The following is a 20,196-nucleotide window of genomic DNA, read 5'->3' as shown; positions in this document are numbered from 1 at the left end:
AATGAAAAATCTAACATTTAATAAAAAAATATTACTCATAATCATTTTCAGTATTGGATTTTCAGTTCTGGTCTCATTTTTATTTATCCATTATTTATATTCCAAATTATATGTGTCAAGTATTGAAGACTCTATCATCCACCAAGGTAAACGTACAGCTTCTCATTATCATTATGGAGAATTAAGTGATGAAATTATTGAAAAAATCCAATGGTATAACGTAGTTTCAGAATATGAAATTATTGTTGTTGATGACTTAGATGAACTGTCATCATACTTTCCTTATAAAATAAATTATGAAAATCTTATCGATTCACACGATCAATCTGAATTAGAAGAAGGAAAATATGTAATGAAGGAAGGATTTGTCGAAGAACTAAATAGAGAAATTTTGGGAGCGATATTTCCAATCAAAGGTGACCAGGGGCTCATTGGGTTTATATACATATATGTACCACTTGAAGCTATTCAAGATGTATTTAGTGATAGCATTCCAATATTACTTATCGCTGGATCGTTGTTTTTTTGCTTTTTCTTCCTGATAATTACTCGTATCTGGAAATCCATGTTCAAACCACTTCAAGATTTACAACGACTATCAGATCAGGTCTCAATAGGTAACTATTCAGATATTATACAAACAGATCGTCAAGATGAAATTGGTCAATTAATTAAAGCTTTCAACCAGATGAGTTTATCGTTAGGCCAACTAGAAGAACGTAAAAAAGAATTCACCTCAAACATTGTACATGAACTACGTACTCCTCTTACATATATTGGAGGATATACTGAGGCATTAAAACAAAAAATATATACTTCTCCTGAAGAAGCAACCAATTATTTAGCAACTATACAGAAAGAAACAGATCGATTAAGTAAATTAATTAACGATCTCGTGGATTTGAATTATTTGCAGGAAAACTCCTATTCAACAAACATGGAACCTATTGCAATTGCACAATTACTTTTCGATACAATTGATTTATTTGAGATTCATATTAAAGAAAAAAAGTTACATTTAAAACTTGATATAGAAGAAGATCTTGTTGTATTAGGTGATTCACATCGAATTCATCAAGTGTTTTATAACATCATCGATAATGCTATTAAATATTCGTTATCATCAGGCGCCATTTTAATTAAGCTCAAAAAAGTAAATAAAGCAGTACAATTCCAAATCAACAATGACGGGATAGGAATCCCAAAAGAAGATATCGAGCGAATCGGAGAACGTTTTTTCCGATCGGATAAAGCTAGAAATCGTACAACCGGAGGAACTGGATTAGGATTATCTATAGTAAAGGAAATTGTTCGATTACATGAAGGAAAATTTACTATTTCAAGTACTCAATCAACGGGGACAACTATTACAATACAATTGCCTTATCTAGACATAGAAGGAGCGGAAATATAATCATGAAGATTCGATATATCATCTATTCTCTTGTCTGTCTATTAATTTTATCAGCTTGTAGTGCGAATCAACCTACCGGGAATAAAATTGATCCATTTTCATTTATAGATCAAAATGAGAAACCATTTGGAACAGACAATTTGAATGGAACAGTTTGGATAGCCAGCTTTATTTTTACGAATTGCGAAACGGTTTGTCCACCTATGATGTTTGAAATGGCATCTCTACAAAAAGAAATTGAGGCAAATGACTTAAACGTCGAGTTTGTCTCATTCACTGTAGATCCTAACCTTGATACCCCGGATGTATTGAAGGAATATATACAACAATTCACAAATACTGAAACAAATTGGCATATGTTAACAGGATATACTCAAGATACAATTGAAGAATTTGCGAGGGAACAATTTCAGACGATTGTGCAAAAACCTGATACTTCTAATCAGGTCATCCATGGAACGAATTTTTACTTAGTAGATGATCAAGGTTATGTCCTAAATGAGTATAATTATAATGATGATTCTTATGTAGAGAAAGTAATAAAAAACATAAAAGAAATTCGTTAATAGAAACAATGAAACAAATAGGAAATGTCTTGACTATACCGATAAATATATAAGGTTAAGAAAATAATGCTGAGCGGCTAACGTTCTAAATTAGATTCGTATAAACTAACTTGCTTCGCAAAACAAGATCTATGTGTGGATGACAGAACTTTAGCGTTAAAACTTCTTTCTTTTTTCTAATAAGCGGCTTTAGCCCTATAAAATATACAGCTAAAGCCGCTTATTAGTTCTTGATATTTTTCATAATTATAAAATGTATATACTTATCTATGAACAATTTACAAGTATGGAAGTAAAAACTTATGGCTATTATATGAGTACTGTAGACTACCCAAAAACGAACTATTCAATTACTACTTAATATTTTGTCTAACTCTATGGCTTTAAATAAAGCCTCATACACTGCTCCGCCTACTTCATGCAAACTTTTCTCGACACTTGCTCTTAATGAATTACTCCCACTCCACAGTTGCTGGGGGTTTGCTAGTAATATCATACACAACTCTGTTAATATGACTTGCTTCATTTACAATTCTTGTAGAGATTTTTTCCAGTACATCAAATGGAATACGTGCCCAATCCGCTGTCATACCATCAATGGAGGTAACAGCTCGAATTCCGATTGTGTAATCGTAAGTACGTCCGTCTCCCATAACTCCGACAGATTTAAAACCTGTAAGTACGGTAAAATACTGCCATACATCACGCTCTAAACCAGCATTGGTAATTTCTTCACGCAAGATTGCATCGCTTTCACGTACGACTTCTAGCTTTTCTTCTGTCACTTCTCCTAATACCCGAATGGCAAGTCCTGGTCCAGGGAATGGTTGTCTCCATACTAAGCTAGATGGCATACCTAGCTCTTCTCCTAATGCACGTACTTCATCTTTAAATAAAGTATTCATTGGTTCAATCAGTTCAAATTGCATATCTTCAGGCAACCCACCTACATTATGGTGGGATTTGATGGTCTCAGCTGTTGCTGTTCCACTTTCAATTACATCTGTATATAACGTTCCTTGTGCTAAGAAGTCAATTCCTTTTAATTTTGCCGCTTCATCATTAAACACTTCAATAAATTCATTACCAATAATTTTCCGTTTCGTTTCAGGATCGCTTACACCTTTTAATTTGCCTAGAAAACGATCCTTTGCATTCACTCGAATGATGTTTAAGCCAAATTTTCCGGACAGGCTTTCCATCACTTGATCGCCTTCATCTTTTCTTAATAATCCATGATCTACAAAAATACAGGTTAGTTGATCACCAATCGCTTTATTCAATAGAACACCAGTAACTGAGGAGTCCACTCCCCCTGATAAAGCTAATAACACTTTTTTATCTCCTACTTGTTGGCGAATTTTCTCTACCTCAATATCAATAAATTGTCCCATATCCCAATCGCCTTGGAAACCACACACGTTAAGGGTAAAGTTGCGTAGCAGTTTGTCCCCATGAACGGTATGACGTACTTCTGGATGGAACTGTACCCCGTAAAATTGTTTCTCTTTATCCTCCATTGCAGCAATAGGACAATGTGGATTCACTGCAGTAATTTCAAATCCTTCAGGTTTTTCTGCCACATAGTCTCCGTGGCTCATCCAAACCGTTTCTTCTGGCTCAAGATCTGTAAATAATGCACTCTCACCATTTTTAATTTCTATAGTAGCTTTCCCATACTCTCGTGTTTTCGCAGGTTCTACTTTTCCGCCTAAATGATGTGTCATCAATTGCATTCCATAACAAATTCCTAAAATGGGAATACCTAAATTAAAAATTTCTGGATCAACCGAAAAAGCTTCTTTATCATAAACGCTCATTGGTCCCCCAGAAAAAATTATTCCTTTTATATTGGATGCTTTTAACTCTTCTGCTGTCACCGTATGTGGTAATAGCTCTGAATACACGCCAAATTCTCGTATACGCCGAGTAATTAGTTGATTAAATTGGCTACCAAAATCCAGGACTGCCATCATTTCAACTTGTTTACTATCTGATTGATTGTACATCTACGCACCTCTTCTTCCTAATTAATTACCTATTATTTTATCATTTAGTATTCATTATTGAACAGTTTTTTTCGTATAAAACTTCTACCAAATTTACCAATGTGAATTTGAATTTTTCTATTATACCTTATTCCTATCAAAAAGTGCTATTAGACCACACAAAGAGAGGCATATCATATATGCCCCTTGGAAAAATTAATATAGGTTCTTTTTAGTTTTGAATATATGCTGTAATTAACTTAAATGTATTCTCAAGCGCATCCATATGTGTACGTTCCATTCCGTGACTATTTGCAACACCTGGACCGATTAGTGCTGCCTTAATATTTGCCCCACCACGTAATGCAGCAGTTGCATCACTTGCATACATCGGATAAATATCGACCGCATAGTTGAGTTTTTGATCCTTCGCATGATTTATTAAAGTCGTTGTTAAATCACGGTCATATGGGCCGGAAGAATCTTTTGCACAGATGGATACATCAAATTCCGTACAATCTAGATCAAGACCGATACATCCCATATCCACTGCAAGCATCTCTGTAATATCTTCAGGAATCCATGACGCCCCATGACCAACCTCTTCATAAGTTGTAAAGATGAATTTCAAGTTTGTCGCAGGAACAATTCCTTCTTCTTTAAGCGCTTTTAAAACACTTACTAAAATTGCGACAGATGCTTTGTCATCTAAAAATCTAGATTTCACAAATCCTGAATCCGTAATCACTACCTTCGGATCATAAGCAACGAAATCTCCATTTTGAATACCAAGCTTCTGAACATCTTCTTTACTCTTCACACACTCATCAATCTTCACGATCAGATTATCAATCTCACGATCCTTTTTTGCAGCATCTTTAAAAACATGATTAGATGGTGATTTTGATAAAATCGTTCCCGTATACACCTTGTCATCACGTGTAATAATGTCACAGTACTCTCCATCAAGTGTCTGTGTTATTGGACCACCTAATTTCGTAAGCATTAATGTTCCATCACTATTGATCGAGCGAACCATTAAACCTAATGTGTCTACATGCCCGCTTAAAGCACGAGTCTGAGATTGGTCTTTACCATCAACATGAACAATCAGATTCCCTTTAGGTGTTGTGATTGTATCGTAACCAAAGCCTTCAATTGTTTCTCTTAAAAATTGTACTGCCTGCTTTGTATAGCCTGATGGACTATTAATTAAAAGTAAATCTTTTAAAAATGAAACAGTTTCGTCTTTTTTAAACATAGTCAGTTTTATATGAACAAAAAGTGGTGTTGTTCATACGCTCCCTTCTTGTATTCTATTAGTTTTTGGTCTTTTTTAAGTAAAAATTACTCTTATGTGATACTGCCATTATATTATACCTACCATTATTGCTGCAATATTCCGATAACCAACTCGCCATATTTCTAAATCACTTTCTATAATGCTGTACCAGACGTAGGAATATGAAATTGATCGACATCAACTTTTTCTAATTTTAATAACTTGATTTTATTTTTTATTCCGCCACCATACCCTGTTAAATTATTGTTTGCACCTACAACACGGTGACATGGAATAATAATGGATATTGGATTATGTCCTACTGCGCCACCAACAGCTTGTGCAGACATCTTTATATCAGTATTATGAGATAACTTCTTTGCAATTTCACCATAGGTAATTACTTCACCATATGGTATCTTACATAGAATATTCCAGACGTCCTGCCTAAATTTACTGCCTGCTGGTGAAAGTGGGAGTTCTTCAATGTCAGGTGCTTTACCTGCAAAATAATTATCTAACCATAATTTAGTATTTTTAAAAACACCTAGGTCATCTTTTTGGACTAAATCCGAAGCTTCGAATTTATCATAGAATCTATGGCATTCTAATTTCAACGCAAGCAAATTGTCGTCATCGCTAATTAAAAGTATTTGACCTAACGGAGAGCTGTAATATGTTTTATACATAATTAATCAGTCCTTTATCTTTTAAAAATGTGTTATTCCTTCTCTTTAAAGTACATTCTACTATTTTTTCACCCAATCTATTAACCAATATACGATGCGGAAAAATAATACAAAAAATATAGTCTGAATTATAATTAATCCTAAAGCTATACTTTTTGTTTCCATATAATTAATAAAGATTAACCAAGAGAAGATTAAAATAAACAATATAGCAGATATGTAATTTTTCTGTTTAAATGTTAATTTTCGGGTCATGTTATCACCATCATATTTAGTAGATAATGTATATCTGTAATAATTCTCAGCTGATTCACTACTTAAATAGTATCCCTGCATAATTAAAATATCAACTTCCCTGTTCAATTGTTACAGGCTGAATTTTATAAATACAATCTATTTCAGAGCGTATAAATTCCTTTTGTTTCTTGACACCAAAACACTACTAATATATATTAGTTAGAGTTCTAACTAATTTCAAAAGGAGTTATCTATGGATAGTCATCTAAACACATCAAGTTGGAAATGGGATCAAGGACCAATCGGCCGAATTGTTAAGATAGCCTATAGTACCTTACGACGTGAAGTTGAAAAAGAATTAAAGCCGTTCGGATTGACACACACCCAGTGGAACGCGTTAGGGGTTCTTCATTACTTTCCTGGAATCACTTCATCAGAATTAGAGTTAATCCTAATGATTGAGCGTCCGAGTGTGACCAGTCTTATGAATGGATTAGAAAAAAAGCAATTAATTGTACGTAAAAATTATTCTGGAGACGCGCGTTACAAACAAATTTTCCTCACCGCAGACGGAGAGAAAATGGCTACAGAAACACAATATATTACACGTCTCGTTGAGGATCGAGTTAAAGCAGGTTTTTCAGATGAAGAATTTGAAACGTTGAAAAACCAACTTATTAAATTAGTTAACCTGTTTGAAGAGAAGTAAGTTTTTTTCAGAATTAATTAGAACTCTAATTATATAGTGAAAGGGTGTATTTTCATGAGCAAAGAAAAACAGAAGGACCATATAGTATGGCAAGGAATCCATCATATAGCCTTGGTAACAAATAATTTGGATGAAACAGTACACTTTTATCAACATGTCTTAGGAATGCAGGTTGGAAATATTTATCCAGCATTTAAGCAACGAGGGAGACATTGTTTTATTAAACCTGGAAATGTAGAAACATGGGGAATTCATTTCTTCGAATATCCAAAGGCCCAAATATATAGAAGCGACAAGGCATTGAAGCGTTTAAGCGAGAACCCAACAGCAGCTGACTTATATAGTATTTTACCTGGCGCCCTTCAGCACATTGCATTTGGAGTTCAGAATGAAGAAGAAGCATTTCTTTTAAGAGAAAAACTAAAAAGTGAAGATATCATTATGACTGATATTTACGATCAAGGTAGTATACGTAATTTTATTTTTATAGATAATAATGGAATTCAGTTGGAGGTAGCATGGCCGAAAGCGACTGCTAATTGAGATTAGAATCAAGTATATTATATACTTACAATCCAATATGCATCATTCCAAAATATGCAGTCAGTGCAAGCATCCCAAACACACGAAGTACACTTGAAGGGCTCATCCCCTTTGCACTAACCTTTCTCACCATATTTGCATTGACAACATTGTATTACTGAAAGTCCCCCCTTTTCCTTTTTTCTATATAGAAGAATAAACATAACTTTTTTATTTATTTCCATGCAAAAATTCTCATTCTTATGTACAATGGTAATTTAATATTTAAATGTAAAAGATAGAAAGAAGGTTCTCGTTTTGAAATCACGAAGATTAACTCCTGCCCCTTTTTTAATAACAGGAATCATATTTCTATTATTATTTGGCGGAATAGCCTGGGGTGTATTTTTTGAAAGTAGCTGGATTAGATCCTTTGATTTATCATGGATTGAAAGGATTCAAGGGTCTATCTCTGAAGGAAAAACAAGCTTTATCATGAAAGTCACAGAGCTTGGTAGCATGAAGGTTGTTATCGCCTTAACAATCATTATTTGTATTGTATTATTTTTCAAGCGGAAATTTACAGAAGGATTTTGGTTCGGAGGTACGATTCTTTTTTGTGCAGCGATTGGCGGAAAAGTCTTAAAGAAACTATTCGATAGAGATCGCCCGGAATTTATACAGCTTATTGAAAAAACAAATGAAAGCTTTCCAAGTGGGCATGCTACAGCAACAACTATTTTCTATGCCTTTATCGGGATGGTGCTTATACTTGTTGTCGCCCAATTATGGAAGAAGGTAATTATCGGTTTCATCACACTTGTTTGGATTGGCTTTATATTGTACACTCGCATCTATTTAGGTGTTCATTTCCCAACAGATGTACTTGCCGGATTTTTATATGGTTTAGCAGCCGTATTTATTTCTATAGGAGTTTACCTCCGCGTGCGACAACCGCTCCATAGAATGTTTAAACAGCCGGAGAGAGAATCATTGTAGAGTGTTTTATATATCACAAATTATACTATAATATTTAAAAAGTCGTAACAGCCTGTTACCAAAATTCCAATGGTATCAGGCTGTTTAATTTTTTCCTAATAACTTTCTACATTATATAAAACGTATTGATTAATCAAAAAAAACACTTATCCAGTATAAAAATCAAGGGAAAACGCACATTAATGATAATCCCTTCAATCAGTATAAAAGGAGGAGCTCTATTTATGGATGAATTGACTGTTATTTTATTTCGAACACTACTAATGTTTTTCGTCATCCTCCTCTTTTTTAGATTAACTGGAAAGAAAGAGCTTGGAGAGATCAGTGTTTTGGAAATCGGGATAACATTAATGATTGCCGACTTAGCAGTCATTGCGATAGAAGATCCTGAAATTTCTATTATAAGAGGGCTGGCACCGATCTTAACGTTATTTCTTATTCAATATGTTCTTTCATTTATCACCTTAAAAATTCAAAAAACAAGGGATATCATCGATGGAAGACCTACTACAATCATTGAAAATGGGCGATGTAACCAATATAAAATGAAAAATATCGGTTATACTCTAGATGACTTATATACTCAACTTAGAGATAAGGGCATTGCTGATATTTCAAAAGTCCATTTTGCATTGATTGAACCTTCAGGAGAATTAACGGTTTTCGAAGATCAATCCACTTTTAGTTTACCTCTAATACTTGATGGGGTTATTCAGAAAGAACAGGTTCAGATTATGGGTTTAACTGAAGAATGGCTAGACAAACAGTTAAAGTCGAAGGGATACACAGATTTTTCATCTATTTTTGTTTGTAGTTACACGAACGGAGAGCTATACATTGAAGAAAAAGAGAAATAATTTAAAATACCACTAAAAAATTTCCTGCTAAAATAAAATTTGGCAGGAAATTTTTTTGTACTTGCAGCAAGTCAATGTTTGTAAATAATCTAATTCTCTGATATAAAGTCACTAAAGTTTATATTTAAAATTGGAAAGCCTTTATATCTAACCCCCTTCTATTCCTCCAAGAAACCATTTTCCACTAAATAATTATGTGCAACCAAAGCGACACTTTGTCTTTCAAAGTCAACCTGATAATTAAGCTTACGCATCACTTCACTATCAAGACTTTCTGCAAGAGGTGCAAGAATGGTCTCAATTTCCGGATATTGTTCAAATAATTCCTCATCTATAGCAAGCGCTGCATGATAAGGAGGGAAAAAGCTTTTATCATCTTCTAATAAAAACAAATCATATCCTTCAATTTGAGAATTTGTTTCATATGCTACTGCTACATCCAAGTCCCCGTTTTGTAATGCCCCATAGACTAGGCCAGGCTCCATTAGAACAGTATTCTCTACTCCAAAAGAAAATCCATATTCTTCTTCAACACCAGGCAGACCATCTTCTGGTCTATTGGTAAACTGAGCATCTGTTCCCAGCGTTAATTCATTTGGATTTTCATTTATATAGTCTGCCAAATCAGACATTGTTTCTATCTCAAGTTCTTCTGCTTGCTCTTGTGTCATAACAAATGCAAATGTATTATTCACACCTGAAGGGTTTACCCAATCAATCCCATTTGCTTTATCGATTCGTTTTAATTCTTCAAAAGCTTCATCTGGGTCTGAAATCGGTTCCTGCCCTAAATGACTCACCAAAATGGTTCCAGTATAATCCCAAGCAAGAGTAACCTGACCATTTTCAAGAGCTACACGAAGAAGTGTAGAACCCAAATTTTCCATCATCCTTACTTGAAAGCCTTCCTCTTCAAGTAAATAATACGTCATTTGTGTAAGTATGTACTGCTCGGTAAAGTTCTTTCCACCGATGGTTATCGACTTACTCCCACCACCTAAAACCGAACATCCACTTAAAAAAATGAAGAGAAAAACAAGTATGAAGGAACGTTTCATGATAATCATTATTCACCATCCTCCTTTTATGTCGTTGTGGCTGAATTAGTTATTTGTCTATTCGATTTTGGGGTAACAATGTAACCTATTCCTCTTAATAAGTAGTCAAATCCAATAGCCATTAGTGTAACAGAGATTGCTCCTGAAATAAGATAAGCATGATCAACAAGCTGAATACCTGTCATTATCCAGACACCTAGACCCCCGCCTCCGATATAGTAAGCAAAAGCAGCTGTTCCAACATTTAAAATAATCGCAGTCCTGAGACCATCAATAATCGCGTACGCCGCATTTGGAACCTCCACTCTCCAAAAAATCTGGCTCGCTTTCATTCCCATACCTTTTCCTGCATCAATGAGATTAGGATCTATGGAATTAAATCCTGCTACTGCGTTACGAAAAATAGGAAGAACCGAGTAAATAAATAAAGCAAATACTGCTGGCACAAAGCCTATTCCTAAAATCCCAATCGTAAGTGCTAAAATTGCTAAGCTCGGAAGCGTTTGTGCCACGTTAGCAATGTTCGAAACAATCCATTCGTATTTTCGAAAACGCGCACGTGTAAATAGTACTGCTAAAGGTAAGGCAATAACAACAGCTAAAAAAGAAGAAAGCATGACAAGATTAAGATGTTCTCTTACCAATACGAAGAATGTATTAGGCTCCTTATAAATTGGTGAGAAAAACCCATTAATAGCTGCGTAAATAAAGAAACCAAAAGCCAAAACATACAATAAAATGCGTACGATATAAGTGATAAGTTTTTTACGACTCACTCCATCACCTTCTCTTTTTCAGCAAACTGAGATGACTTCTGGCGCATTTCCAAATGCAAATATCTTTGAATTTGGTCAATGGTAATAGCACCTTGTATTTGATCGTTATCATCATGCACAATCAGCTGGTCTGCTTCCTGATTCAATAACGTTACAAGTGTATCCTTTAAATTTTCATGAATACTTACTTTTTTAGAATCAACAATGGATTGATCGATGTCTATAAGTTCAATTTCTTCGTTTAATTGAGCTATTGTTCGCAAACTAAGATGTTTAATTGCTCGATCTCTCCCTATAAATTGTGAGACATAATTATTTTTTGGACGTATCAATATTTCTGTAGGAGTTCCAAATTGCATAATCTCCCCATTACGCATAAGCACAATTTTATCCGCCATTTTAATTGCCTCATCAATATCATGGCTAACAAATAGAACAGTCTTGTTCACTTCACGCTGGATTTGTAAAAATTCATCTTGTATTTTTTCACGAATCAACGGATCTAGTGCCCCAAATGGTTCATCCATCAGCATAACCGGTGGATTTGCGGCAAGAGCCCTAATAACACCAATTCTTTGCTGCTGACCTCCCGACAACTCATAAGGAGAACGTTTTCTATATTCCTTTGGATCTAAACCAATTAACTGCATCAATTCTTTATAGCGCTCCCGCTTTTTCTCTTTATCCCATCCCAATAGATCTGGAACAATGGTTACATTTTCTTCAATAGTCATATTTGGAAAAAGACCGTTGCTTTGGATCACATATCCAATTTTTCGTCGAAGTTCAATTTCATTTAAATCGTTTACATTTTCTCCATTAATGAAAATCTCCCCTTCACTGATGGTCTCCAAACGGTTCACCATGCGGAGCAATGTCGTTTTCCCACAGCCTGATGGTCCAAGAAGAATAATAATTTCACCTTTTTCTACTTCAAAGCTCACATCATTTACAGCTTTTTCACTTCCTGTATATGTTTTAGATACATTTTTAAATGAAATCATACACTCACCCTTTTCACAATATTATTTTGCTAATCCTCTTGGTGTCATCCACTTCTGGACGAAGAGTAGCATGGTATCTGCAACAATTGCGAGTAGAGATACCACTAGCGCACCTGTAACAATGGAATACATATCAGTTCGCGTGATTCCTTGTACAATCAAAGTACCAAGTCCGCCAGCACCAATAAACGCAGCAATAACACTTATTCCTATATTCATTACTACTGCTGTGCGTATTCCAGCCATAATGACAGGTAATGCATTTGGAATTTCAACACGGAACAATCTTTGTCCTCGCTTCATTCCTACACCATTAGCTGCATCTATCACAGCTGGATCTACATTTTTAATCGCTGAATATGTATTACGAATAATAGGAAGCTGCGAATACAATACAAGCGCGACTAATGATGGCACAAACCCAATCCCTTGATTGATTAATGAAAAGATAGGAATCATTATCCCAAACAAAGCAATACTTGGAATGGTTAGCATGATGGAAGCCACAGCTAAAACAGTTTCGGCTAAATCCTCATTAGTTGTTAAGTAAATACCTATAGAAACACCAATAATCACCGCAATAATAATTGCTATTCCTACGAGTTCAATATGTTGAATAGTAAGCCCCCATATATAGGAAGCATTAATACTTACATATTCTAAATATTCATTCATTTAAACGCCCTCCTTTTTTCAGCAATGATCAATGATAAATTGAATCACTCTTCATGTTTTTAAAATTTCTCATCTTTAATTAATCCCTATTAAATCCATAAAATTACTCCATTTTAAAGCTATAGAGAAATGATAAATAAATGTATCAACCATGCAACAAATATTTAAGGGGTTTGTTTACGATATGAATGATATTTTATTTGATATATAAATGCGGAAAGTTTAAAACGAGGTATTCTATGCTACTTTGTCTACCTCAAACCTCATATAGATACGAAAAAGTAAATTGGAAAGAAACGTGATGGATGACTTGCACTAAACTTTGAAGCTACTACAGATAATGTCGGAATTTTCCCACACTTTAGCATATATATCCTTAAACAAAATTAAAAACTTGTTAGAGATTGTTGTTATTCGATTTTATTTTTGATTTACATATCGTTATGAAAAATAGAAATTGATTTTTTCATACCCTTAATAATGGTTAATACATTATTGGTAGATAAAAATTGGGATGGAGAAATGCTATTTATTTATATACCCTAACATTTATAATGAAAACATAAGCTTTGATTTTAATATTTCATGTTTTTCGTATAGCTTTAATTGTCAGCCCTGAATCATATTTAACAATTTAATGTTTAGAAAATATTCCTTCGGCCTAGTTATCATACGGTTCTTCTCCTTCACAACTGTAAAAATAGTTGCAAAAGGAGAAGCAAAAAATTAATCTTTTAAAATTAAAAAATCCTGATTACACGATTTTGTATTTGACATGGCACCCAAAAAAAGTATAAACTAAGTTTAGCTACTTTGTTATGCAAAGTAGTGTTTTATTCATTCGCTACCTTGTATAGTCAAGTAGTTATTTTTTTACTTCACTACCATGTATAACAAGTTAGATAACGAGGGGAGGACGTTTATGTCAACAAGAAGTCAGCTATTAAAGGGAATTCTTGATGGTTGTGTATTGGCAGTTATCGAAAAAGGCCCTGCTTATGGATATGAACTATCGAAAAAACTTCAAGAAACTGGTCTCAATGATGTAAGCGAAGGAACGATTTATCCAGTGCTATTAAGACTCCAGAAAAATGGCTTCATTCGTGGAGAAATGAGGCCCTCGGATTCAGGACCAAATCGCAAATATTATTTTTTAACGGATGCTGGAAAGCAGGCATTACAATCGATTATTGAAGAATGGCAACAAATATCATCCCCTGTCAATGAATTATTAAAAAGGAGGTTCTAAAATTGAATGCAAAACAATTAATAGAAGAAAACAATAAAAAAAGAAAATTATTAACAAAGGAAAACGAGAAATATTATGATGATTTACTTGTTTATATTCGATTACACTTCACATTATCTGAACAGCAAACAGAAGAAGTGTTGATGGAAATGCTTGATCATTTGATTGATGGGCAAAAAGAAGGTAAAACAGCGAAGGATATATTTGGAGACGATCCCCTTTCCTATACAGATGAAATCATTGAACAATTACCTAAAGAGGATAAAAGAAATATTTTTCAGTTTGTTGGTGGAGTCATAGTGAATATCATTAGTTGGGTACTTATTATTCGAGGTATTATCTTACTTGTATTCTCTCAATTCACTGAAGTAAATAATGAAATTAACTTACTTGGAGTATCAGTGGTTTCATTGGCCATTGGGATCTTTGTTATTGGTAATATCTGGTATATGTTGAAGGTAACAAAGAAATCTCTATTTAATGAAAAAATTAGTCTTAAAACAAACATGCTCAAGGTAGGATTAGTTGCTGCAGTAAGTATGGCTATTGTGCTTGCGGTAGCAAGATTCACTCCTGAAATCGGACCGTCTTTTAGCTTTGATTGGTGGTTATCTTTACTTTTGGGAGCTATCCTATGGTTATTACATTTTATCGTGAAAAAGAAAAGCAGAAATGCCTAGCCAAATTTTTACGGATGACATTTCGGACGAAGCGTCTTCTTATGAACACTCGGATAAAAACTGGGAAGAAACTTTAGATGTTATTAAAAAGTTAGTAGAGGCATTCAATTGTTAAAAAGAAGGGCGATCGCCCTTCTTTTTTCACTGGCTATATTTTGACAGAGAGTCTATTCCTTCAAACTCTTAATCAACAGTTCGTCTATTTCTGTACCATCCTATAAGCCTAGAAATAATTAAATAAACAATAATTCCCATGCCCGCACCAGCACTATCAATCAAGACATCTGTTACTTCTCCAGATCTTCCCGTGATAAACAATTGATGTACTTCATCTGTTATGGCATACAGAACACAAATCAAGAATGCAATACCTGCACTTTGCATGCCATATATACCACTTCTTCTTAAGCTATTCAAGACAAGAATGCCCAGTGTTAAATAAGCAAAAAAGTGTGCATTTTTTCTAACGATATGATGCAGATCTCCAATGTCGAATTGGAATGAAGAAGCAAGTTTTTCCAAGGCATTTACAATCATTTCTGTAATTCCTGAACTGAGTTCATTGGAAATTGTAGCAGGCTGGTGTGATAAATAAAAAATAAGTGCCATCCATAAAACAACAGCAATCCAGGAGAGTATTTTGTACATCTATCTATCCCCTTCAATATGTATATACTACTTTTCGAAATTTATATAGTTTCAATCTATTATTTTATCACATGTTCAAAAATCTGATAAAAGGTTAATATCAGCAAAACGCAAGCCTCAATATGACAGGATTGCGTTCAATTAAGAAAAGTAATTTAAATTTATTCGTTGATTGCTATATGTGGATTCCATACTACTTCCCATAAATGACCATCAGGGTCTTGAAAATAACCAGAGTAACCACCCCAAAAATTGTCATGAGCTTCAACTGTTATAATAGCCTTGGCCTTCCGTGCCTGCTCCATTACTTTGTCAACTTCTTCTTTAGTTTCTACATTATGACCAATAGTAAATTCCGTAGGACTGGAGGCGGTCTGATTAATTTGAGCATCATGTGCAATATTTTTCCGCTCAAAAATAGCAAGTTTTATCCCTGATAGTAAGTCGAAAAAGGCAACAGCACCATACTCAAATTCTTTGCCAACTATACCTTCTGTTGGAAGCCCCATTCCGTCTCGATAAAATTTTAAAGACCTTTCCAATTCATCTACACCCAACGTAATTACTGTAATTCGTGGTTTCATAAAATGTCATACCTCCTAAATTTATGTAACAAGAAAATGATAGCCTTTAGGTGAAACCAATAGAACCTTTGAGATATTCAAAAGTGCACCTGATTTTTAAAAGACACGATACCAGACCCCCATCAAATAAATATGCATTATTTATTATTATAAAAATCAATAACAGACATAGCTAACAAAACAACTTTATCTGGGAGATCTTCTGGTGAAATGATTTTTATTTTGTTTGCGAATCCCAATATAAATTCTATCGCCTCTTGCTTATCATTAAATCTAAGCGTTGCCGGTATCCATTTGTCCCCATTTAGATTTTCTGTTTGGATAACTTGAACAAACTTACCTGTAAAAGTAATTCTTTTAATAATTTTTGGATGTATTTCTACTTGTACATCATATTTCGGGAGATTTTGTACAAACCTCTCTTTAGATTGTTCCCAGTATTTCGCCAAATTGAAATGAACCGGTCTATTAAAAGTTTCCTTTTCAACTTTTGCCTTGTGTATACGTGACACCCTATAATTTCGTAGTTCTCCATTTCTTACAGCAACAAGATACCATTTATTCCCTTTTGCCACTAATCCTAATGGTTCAATCAACCTTTCCTTTTGCTCCCCATCTGCCTGCTCATAGTGAATTCTCAGCTTCTTATTATTCCAAACCGCTTGTTGCACGATATGAAGAGCATCCTTTTTTTCTTTGGATTGTCTCCACGTACCTGAATCTATATGAATTCTCTCCCATATTGCCTGTGCCTCGCCTCGATAAGTATCTGGAATAGCTGCAAGTAGCTTTTGTCTTGTATCAAGTAACTGGTTATTTAACCCTAAATCCTCGAGTAATTCTTCAGAGGGGAAAAGAAATAAAGATTTCATGTCATCTATGTTTAATCCACTTAATTTACTCCGAAAATTATCTAATAGATTCCAGCCTCCCTCTTTACCACGTTGAGAAACAATTGGAATCCCAGCATTCGTTAATGCATCCATATCTCTAAGGATAGTTCTATCCGATACCTCAAGTTCATTAGCTAATTCTTTTGCCGTCATTTTCCCTCTGTTCTGCAACAAGATCATAATACTCATTAATCTATCTGCTCTCATAAAATACATCCCTTCAGTAAAAATATTAATTAATTCTATTTATATGACAAAAGATGTCGTGTTTTAACCTTATACTTATTTTAGAGCTAAGGAAAGGAGAATGATCATGAACCAAAATCGGAAGGTAGTATTATTCATTGCATCAAGTTTAGACGGATATATTGCCACAAAAGAGGAGTCACTTGAATGGTTGTTTAAAGTAGAGGGAGACGGGGATAATGGCACTTCTGAGTTTTTTGACACGATTGATACCGTTTTAATGGGGAAAACAACTTACGATTGGATTATAAAACATGAGGGTGACAATAGCTGGCTGTATTCTGATAAAAATTGTTATGTATTTACAAGGTCTTCGGTAGCTGATACAGAACAGGTAAAATTTATTAACCCCAATATTCCAGACTTTGTAAACGAATTAAAGAAACAAGAAGGCAAAAATATTTGGTTAGTAGGCGGAGGGAAATTGCTATATTCCTTCTTAAAAGAGAATGTTGTTGATGAGATCATCATAACCGTTGCCCCAACACTAATTGGAAAAGGAATTCCGTTGTTTGAAGATGGAGATTATCACTTGGAATTATTGTTAAAAGGAATAAAGCAATTTAATCAATTTGTAGAATTACATTATGAAGTTAAAAGGTGAATGATCTAGCTAAAGAATTAACAGCTCTCCTTATTAGAGCTGTTTTTCTTAAAAATAATCCATTAAATTTGAAATTAAATAGAAAGAGAATGTTTTCCACTCTACTTATTTCAATACTCTATATTCTAAAGGATCTTTTCCATTCCATATTCTAACGGCATTAAATAATGTTAGTTCATTCGCTCTATTCGTTGCTATAGATTCAGGATTAAATTCTTGATTTAATTCATAAAGGATAAACTTCAATGAGAATAATGCATCTCTATTTTTAGTTTGGGCATATTCTTCCATTAAATTTAATACTTCATTTATTGATTTGTTGTAGTATTCATTTTCAAAATTATAGTTTTCTTTTATCCATTCAAATCCGAATCTACCCCAAAAATGGAATTCCTCAGTATGCTCTATCTCTCCTCTATGTAGAAGCAATATCATTTCATCAAGATATTGATGTTGGCTATTAATATGACCTAAAATTTCATCCTCTGTCATACCGAATAAATCATAATATTCCTCTACTCTAACAGCTCGCAACATTTCAGTTTCTTCCCTTGTGACTTCAACCTCACCCTTATTTCCTTTCTTACCTTTAATTAATAAATTCTTAAGTTCATCATCTGTCATTTGTTCTACTTTTTTCCTAGCTTCACTCTTTTGTTCATTAGCTTCCTCGGCTTTTAATTCATTTTGTTTTTCATGATCCGCTTTAACAATTTGATTATTCAAATGAAAAAAACTATAAATGCCTATACCTAATGCAACCACCATCAATATCGCAACAATAATTCCCTTTTTTAGCATACTCGTCCCCTCTTGCGCTGATTGTTGTGTGTAATGTAACACGAGAAATAATATATGTAAATTGAATTAATCAAAAGAATTGCCGTTTTCATATATATTAGCATCAGAAGCGCAGGACTATTTTCCAACTAATCTCTGAACTTTTAAACAAATCTATATGAATTTATCTTTATTTATATATACTAAGGTTATTAGTTAATATGGGCGGTGTAATAATGCTGACAGATGTTTCCATTTTACTTGCCTTTGGCGCAGGTTTATTATCTTTTGTTTCACCTTGTGTATTTCCGTTATATCCAGCCTTTTTATCATATATTACTGGTATGAGCGTTTCTGATATCCAAGATGGTAAATTGAAAGAGCAAAGAAAAGCAATTCTTCATACCATTTTCTTTTTAGTGGGGTTTTCAATCATCTATTTAATCCTTGGATTGGGAGCAACTGAAAGTACAACTTTTATACAGGAATGGTACTATAAATATGGTAGATTAATTCAACAAATTGGTGCTATTTTTATAATATTCTTTGGGTTCGTTACGCTTGGCCTTTTTCAACCAAAGTTTTTAATGAAAGAACATAAACTAAATATTAAAAACAAGCCACCTGGCTATCTCGGTACCATGTTTATCGGTTTAGCTTTTGCAGTAGGTTGGACCCCATGTATGGGGCCTATATTGGCAGCTACGCTAGCGCTTGTTGGAACAAATCCTTCACAAGGCCTATGGTATATGATTTCTTACGTTTTAGGATTTGCTGTTCCCTTTCTATTACTAGCTTTTTTTATTACCAAATTTACGAAGCTGAGAAAATACAGTGGAATCTTGATGAAAATTGGTGGCGTAATTATGATTTTAATGGGCATACTCTTGTTTTTTAATAAGCTTACAATTATCAATTCATTATTAACACCTATTTTTGGAGACTTCCAAGGATTTTAATGGACTTTGAAGGTAGGAAAATGATCAGTTTTTATAGAAAAGTCAGCTTAAAATGTCCCATTAAGTAGATTCTTTGAAAATAGAATGCGAGCCTCTAGTATTAGACTAAAAATCTACTACTAGAGGCTCGCATCATTAGTAATACCCATTTTCATTTTATGTTCATCCTTTATCTTTTACGAAAAACTACTGCTAAACTCTAATCTTTAGTAAGTGGTTAGTCCCTTTACATTTAGCTTTTTCTTTTCATTGTTAAAAGTGATAAGGAAATTTAATTAATTAGTAGAATTAAATAATGAAGTTAAATGGTGAATGATTTAATTAAACATCTAATAAAAAAGTTTTTTATCATCATGTTTTTTATTAATAACTAAACCATCAATAGAAGTTCCTTCAGGCCTGTTCTGTCTAGAATCCATATTACATTAAAAAATCATTTTTTCTTCATGGTTACTTCGAGGTCACTAACTCTTTTTTTAAGTTCTGCAATTTCATCATTTAGTCTATCGTTAGGAGCTTTTATTCTATACAATAAACTTCTAAATAAGACAACTATACTCATAATTAGCACCAATGCACCAACTATTACTATCAAAATTACCTCCATGCATTTTCTCCTCCTTATTCCATTCTGTTTATGGCAAACTAAATATGTAGGGAATGGCAGTTAATTTGTGTAGGGCCCGGAGGGCCCTACACAAATTAAAAAAGCCACTTGTCAACTTCTCAAAATAACTTTAAACTCCTCGTTGGACCAACAACGTTTAACAGGAGGCT

22 protein-coding genes are annotated in these 20,196 nt (G+C 33.9%); 10 read left to right on the top strand and 12 right to left on the bottom strand.

Annotated features, from left to right (window positions below; all coding sequences use genetic code 11):
• Nucleotide 1 precedes the first annotated feature (1 nt).
• Nucleotides 2–1,414: a sensor histidine kinase gene (locus AB4Y30_RS03655; protein ID WP_368654143.1), complete on the top strand. Its 1,413-nt coding sequence runs from the start codon at nt 2–4 to the stop codon at nt 1,412–1,414.
• Nucleotides 1,415–1,416: 2 nt separating this feature from the next.
• The gene (locus AB4Y30_RS03650; RefSeq protein WP_368654142.1) at nt 1,417–1,980 is read left to right on the top strand and encodes an SCO family protein; all 564 of its coding nucleotides are present in this window, start codon (nt 1,417–1,419) and stop codon (nt 1,978–1,980) included.
• A 452-nt stretch (nt 1,981–2,432) separates the two neighbouring features.
• On the opposite strand, the gene guaA is transcribed toward AB4Y30_RS03650, so the two are convergent.
• The 3 genes from guaA to AB4Y30_RS03635 all read right to left on the bottom strand — a co-directional run bounded on the left by guaA (nt 2,433) and on the right by AB4Y30_RS03635 (nt 5,942).
• Nucleotides 2,433–3,989 carry a glutamine-hydrolyzing GMP synthase gene (gene guaA, locus AB4Y30_RS03645; protein WP_368654141.1) on the bottom strand — a complete coding sequence of 519 codons (1,557 nt, stop codon included), beginning with the start codon at nt 3,987–3,989 and terminating at the stop codon, nt 2,433–2,435.
• A gap of 211 nt (nt 3,990–4,200) precedes the next feature.
• Nucleotides 4,201–5,229: a M42 family metallopeptidase gene (locus tag AB4Y30_RS03640; RefSeq protein WP_368654140.1), complete on the bottom strand. Its 1,029-nt coding sequence runs from the start codon at nt 5,227–5,229 to the stop codon at nt 4,201–4,203.
• A 176-nt stretch (nt 5,230–5,405) separates the two neighbouring features.
• Nucleotides 5,406–5,942 carry a methylated-DNA--[protein]-cysteine S-methyltransferase gene (locus AB4Y30_RS03635; protein WP_368655162.1) on the bottom strand — a complete coding sequence of 179 codons (537 nt, stop codon included), beginning with the start codon at nt 5,940–5,942 and terminating at the stop codon, nt 5,406–5,408.
• 487 nt (nt 5,943–6,429) lie between these two features.
• Here AB4Y30_RS03635 and AB4Y30_RS03630 point away from each other — a divergent pair, with 487 nt between their 5' ends.
• From AB4Y30_RS03630 to AB4Y30_RS03615, 4 genes are all read left to right on the top strand, one after another.
• Nucleotides 6,430–6,885, top strand: coding sequence for a MarR family winged helix-turn-helix transcriptional regulator (locus AB4Y30_RS03630; protein WP_368654139.1), 456 nt, complete (start codon nt 6,430–6,432; stop codon nt 6,883–6,885).
• 54 nt (nt 6,886–6,939) lie between these two features.
• Nucleotides 6,940–7,428, top strand: coding sequence for a VOC family protein (locus AB4Y30_RS03625; RefSeq protein ID WP_368654138.1), 489 nt, complete (start codon nt 6,940–6,942; stop codon nt 7,426–7,428).
• A 297-nt stretch (nt 7,429–7,725) separates the two neighbouring features.
• A complete protein-coding gene (locus AB4Y30_RS03620; RefSeq protein ID WP_368654137.1) occupies nt 7,726–8,406 on the top strand; it encodes a phosphatase PAP2 family protein in 681 nt (226 codons plus the stop codon).
• A 224-nt stretch (nt 8,407–8,630) separates the two neighbouring features.
• Complete coding sequence (locus AB4Y30_RS03615; protein WP_368654136.1) at nt 8,631–9,263, top strand: DUF421 domain-containing protein; 633 nt, start codon at nt 8,631–8,633, stop codon at nt 9,261–9,263.
• 158 nt (nt 9,264–9,421) lie between these two features.
• Here the strand turns inward: AB4Y30_RS03615 and AB4Y30_RS03610 are convergent, their stop codons facing one another.
• Genes AB4Y30_RS03610 through AB4Y30_RS03595 form a run of 4 tightly spaced genes read right to left on the bottom strand, consistent with a single transcriptional unit; the run spans nt 9,422 to nt 12,776 of the window.
• On the bottom strand, nt 9,422–10,330 hold the full coding sequence (locus AB4Y30_RS03610) for a glycine betaine ABC transporter substrate-binding protein (protein ID WP_368654135.1): 909 nt from the start codon (nt 10,328–10,330) through the stop codon (nt 9,422–9,424).
• Nucleotides 10,331–10,347: 17 nt separating this feature from the next.
• Nucleotides 10,348–11,097 carry an ABC transporter permease gene (locus tag AB4Y30_RS03605; RefSeq protein ID WP_368654134.1) on the bottom strand — a complete coding sequence of 250 codons (750 nt, stop codon included), beginning with the start codon at nt 11,095–11,097 and terminating at the stop codon, nt 10,348–10,350.
• On the bottom strand, nt 11,094–12,101 hold the full coding sequence (locus AB4Y30_RS03600; protein ID WP_368654133.1) for an ABC transporter ATP-binding protein: 1,008 nt from the start codon (nt 12,099–12,101) through the stop codon (nt 11,094–11,096). The genes AB4Y30_RS03605 and AB4Y30_RS03600 overlap by 4 nt, the downstream gene beginning before the upstream one ends.
• 21 nt (nt 12,102–12,122) lie before the next feature.
• Nucleotides 12,123–12,776 carry an ABC transporter permease gene (locus AB4Y30_RS03595; protein ID WP_368654132.1) on the bottom strand — a complete coding sequence of 218 codons (654 nt, stop codon included), beginning with the start codon at nt 12,774–12,776 and terminating at the stop codon, nt 12,123–12,125.
• 922 nt (nt 12,777–13,698) lie between these two features.
• Here AB4Y30_RS03595 and AB4Y30_RS03590 point away from each other — a divergent pair.
• Both AB4Y30_RS03590 and AB4Y30_RS03585 read left to right on the top strand, forming a co-directional pair.
• Entirely contained in the window at nt 13,699–14,025 is a 327-nt protein-coding gene (locus AB4Y30_RS03590; protein ID WP_368654131.1) for a PadR family transcriptional regulator, read from the top strand.
• Nucleotides 14,026–14,027: 2 nt separating this feature from the next.
• Complete coding sequence (locus tag AB4Y30_RS03585; RefSeq protein WP_368654130.1) at nt 14,028–14,705, top strand: DUF1129 family protein; 678 nt, start codon at nt 14,028–14,030, stop codon at nt 14,703–14,705.
• Between the two features lie 183 nt (nt 14,706–14,888).
• Here the strand turns inward: AB4Y30_RS03585 and AB4Y30_RS03580 are convergent, their stop codons facing one another.
• The 3 genes from AB4Y30_RS03580 to AB4Y30_RS03570 all read right to left on the bottom strand — a co-directional run bounded on the left by AB4Y30_RS03580 (nt 14,889) and on the right by AB4Y30_RS03570 (nt 17,037).
• Nucleotides 14,889–15,353, bottom strand: coding sequence for a VanZ family protein (locus AB4Y30_RS03580; RefSeq protein ID WP_368654129.1), 465 nt, complete (start codon nt 15,351–15,353; stop codon nt 14,889–14,891).
• Between the two features lie 161 nt (nt 15,354–15,514).
• On the bottom strand, nt 15,515–15,937 hold the full coding sequence (locus AB4Y30_RS03575; RefSeq protein ID WP_368654128.1) for a VOC family protein: 423 nt from the start codon (nt 15,935–15,937) through the stop codon (nt 15,515–15,517).
• 137 nt (nt 15,938–16,074) lie between these two features.
• Nucleotides 16,075–17,037 (bottom strand): helix-turn-helix transcriptional regulator, encoded by a 963-nt coding sequence (locus AB4Y30_RS03570; RefSeq protein ID WP_368654127.1) that lies wholly within the window; start codon nt 17,035–17,037, stop codon nt 16,075–16,077.
• Between the two features lie 106 nt (nt 17,038–17,143).
• Between AB4Y30_RS03570 and AB4Y30_RS03565 the strand changes: the two genes are divergently transcribed.
• Nucleotides 17,144–17,680: a dihydrofolate reductase family protein gene (locus tag AB4Y30_RS03565; RefSeq protein ID WP_368654126.1), complete on the top strand. Its 537-nt coding sequence runs from the start codon at nt 17,144–17,146 to the stop codon at nt 17,678–17,680.
• A 105-nt stretch (nt 17,681–17,785) separates the two neighbouring features.
• Here the strand turns inward: AB4Y30_RS03565 and AB4Y30_RS03560 are convergent, their stop codons facing one another.
• On the bottom strand, nt 17,786–18,481 hold the full coding sequence (locus AB4Y30_RS03560) for a hypothetical protein (RefSeq protein WP_368654125.1): 696 nt from the start codon (nt 18,479–18,481) through the stop codon (nt 17,786–17,788).
• 215 nt (nt 18,482–18,696) lie between these two features.
• On the opposite strand from AB4Y30_RS03560, the gene AB4Y30_RS03555 reads away from it, so the two are divergent.
• Nucleotides 18,697–19,419, top strand: coding sequence for a cytochrome c biogenesis CcdA family protein (locus AB4Y30_RS03555; RefSeq protein WP_368654124.1), 723 nt, complete (start codon nt 18,697–18,699; stop codon nt 19,417–19,419).
• 433 nt (nt 19,420–19,852) lie between these two features.
• On the opposite strand, the gene AB4Y30_RS03550 is transcribed toward AB4Y30_RS03555, so the two are convergent.
• A complete protein-coding gene (locus AB4Y30_RS03550; RefSeq protein ID WP_368654123.1) occupies nt 19,853–20,026 on the bottom strand; it encodes a hypothetical protein in 174 nt (57 codons plus the stop codon).
• Nucleotides 20,027–20,196 lie beyond the last annotated feature (170 nt).

The sequence above is a fragment of the Ornithinibacillus sp. 4-3 genome (assembly GCF_040958695.1).
Classification (GTDB): Bacteria; Bacillota; Bacilli; order Bacillales; family Amphibacillaceae; genus CALAMD01.
Note: the sequence above shows the minus strand (reverse complement) of the source record. Positions and strands in the feature narration are given on the sequence as shown.

What these genes read in the sequence shown, in the direction of transcription:
- AB4Y30_RS03555 (WP_368654124.1), top strand. Translation starts at nt 18,697, where the DNA reads ATGCTGACAGATGTTTCCATTTTACTTGCCTTTGGCGCAGGTTTATTA.
- AB4Y30_RS03570 (WP_368654127.1), bottom strand. Translation starts at nt 17,037, where the DNA reads ATGAGAGCAGATAGATTAATGAGTATTATGATCTTGTTGCAGAACAGA.
- AB4Y30_RS03550 (WP_368654123.1), bottom strand. Translation starts at nt 20,026, where the DNA reads ATGGAGGTAATTTTGATAGTAATAGTTGGTGCATTGGTGCTAATTATG.
- AB4Y30_RS03575 (WP_368654128.1), bottom strand. Translation starts at nt 15,937, where the DNA reads ATGAAACCACGAATTACAGTAATTACGTTGGGTGTAGATGAATTGGAA.
- AB4Y30_RS03600 (WP_368654133.1), bottom strand. Translation starts at nt 12,101, where the DNA reads ATGATTTCATTTAAAAATGTATCTAAAACATATACAGGAAGTGAAAAA.
- AB4Y30_RS03595 (WP_368654132.1), bottom strand. Translation starts at nt 12,776, where the DNA reads ATGAATGAATATTTAGAATATGTAAGTATTAATGCTTCCTATATATGG.
- AB4Y30_RS03560 (WP_368654125.1), bottom strand. Translation starts at nt 18,481, where the DNA reads ATGCTAAAAAAGGGAATTATTGTTGCGATATTGATGGTGGTTGCATTA.
- AB4Y30_RS03625 (WP_368654138.1), top strand. Translation starts at nt 6,940, where the DNA reads ATGAGCAAAGAAAAACAGAAGGACCATATAGTATGGCAAGGAATCCAT.
- AB4Y30_RS03590 (WP_368654131.1), top strand. Translation starts at nt 13,699, where the DNA reads ATGTCAACAAGAAGTCAGCTATTAAAGGGAATTCTTGATGGTTGTGTA.
- AB4Y30_RS03650 (WP_368654142.1), top strand. Translation starts at nt 1,417, where the DNA reads ATGAAGATTCGATATATCATCTATTCTCTTGTCTGTCTATTAATTTTA.
- AB4Y30_RS03630 (WP_368654139.1), top strand. Translation starts at nt 6,430, where the DNA reads ATGGATAGTCATCTAAACACATCAAGTTGGAAATGGGATCAAGGACCA.
- AB4Y30_RS03655 (WP_368654143.1), top strand. Translation starts at nt 2, where the DNA reads ATGAAAAATCTAACATTTAATAAAAAAATATTACTCATAATCATTTTC.
- AB4Y30_RS03565 (WP_368654126.1), top strand. Translation starts at nt 17,144, where the DNA reads ATGAACCAAAATCGGAAGGTAGTATTATTCATTGCATCAAGTTTAGAC.
- AB4Y30_RS03610 (WP_368654135.1), bottom strand. Translation starts at nt 10,330, where the DNA reads ATGATTATCATGAAACGTTCCTTCATACTTGTTTTTCTCTTCATTTTT.
- guaA (WP_368654141.1), bottom strand. Translation starts at nt 3,989, where the DNA reads ATGTACAATCAATCAGATAGTAAACAAGTTGAAATGATGGCAGTCCTG.
- AB4Y30_RS03640 (WP_368654140.1), bottom strand. Translation starts at nt 5,229, where the DNA reads ATGTTTAAAAAAGACGAAACTGTTTCATTTTTAAAAGATTTACTTTTA.
- AB4Y30_RS03615 (WP_368654136.1), top strand. Translation starts at nt 8,631, where the DNA reads ATGGATGAATTGACTGTTATTTTATTTCGAACACTACTAATGTTTTTC.
- AB4Y30_RS03580 (WP_368654129.1), bottom strand. Translation starts at nt 15,353, where the DNA reads ATGTACAAAATACTCTCCTGGATTGCTGTTGTTTTATGGATGGCACTT.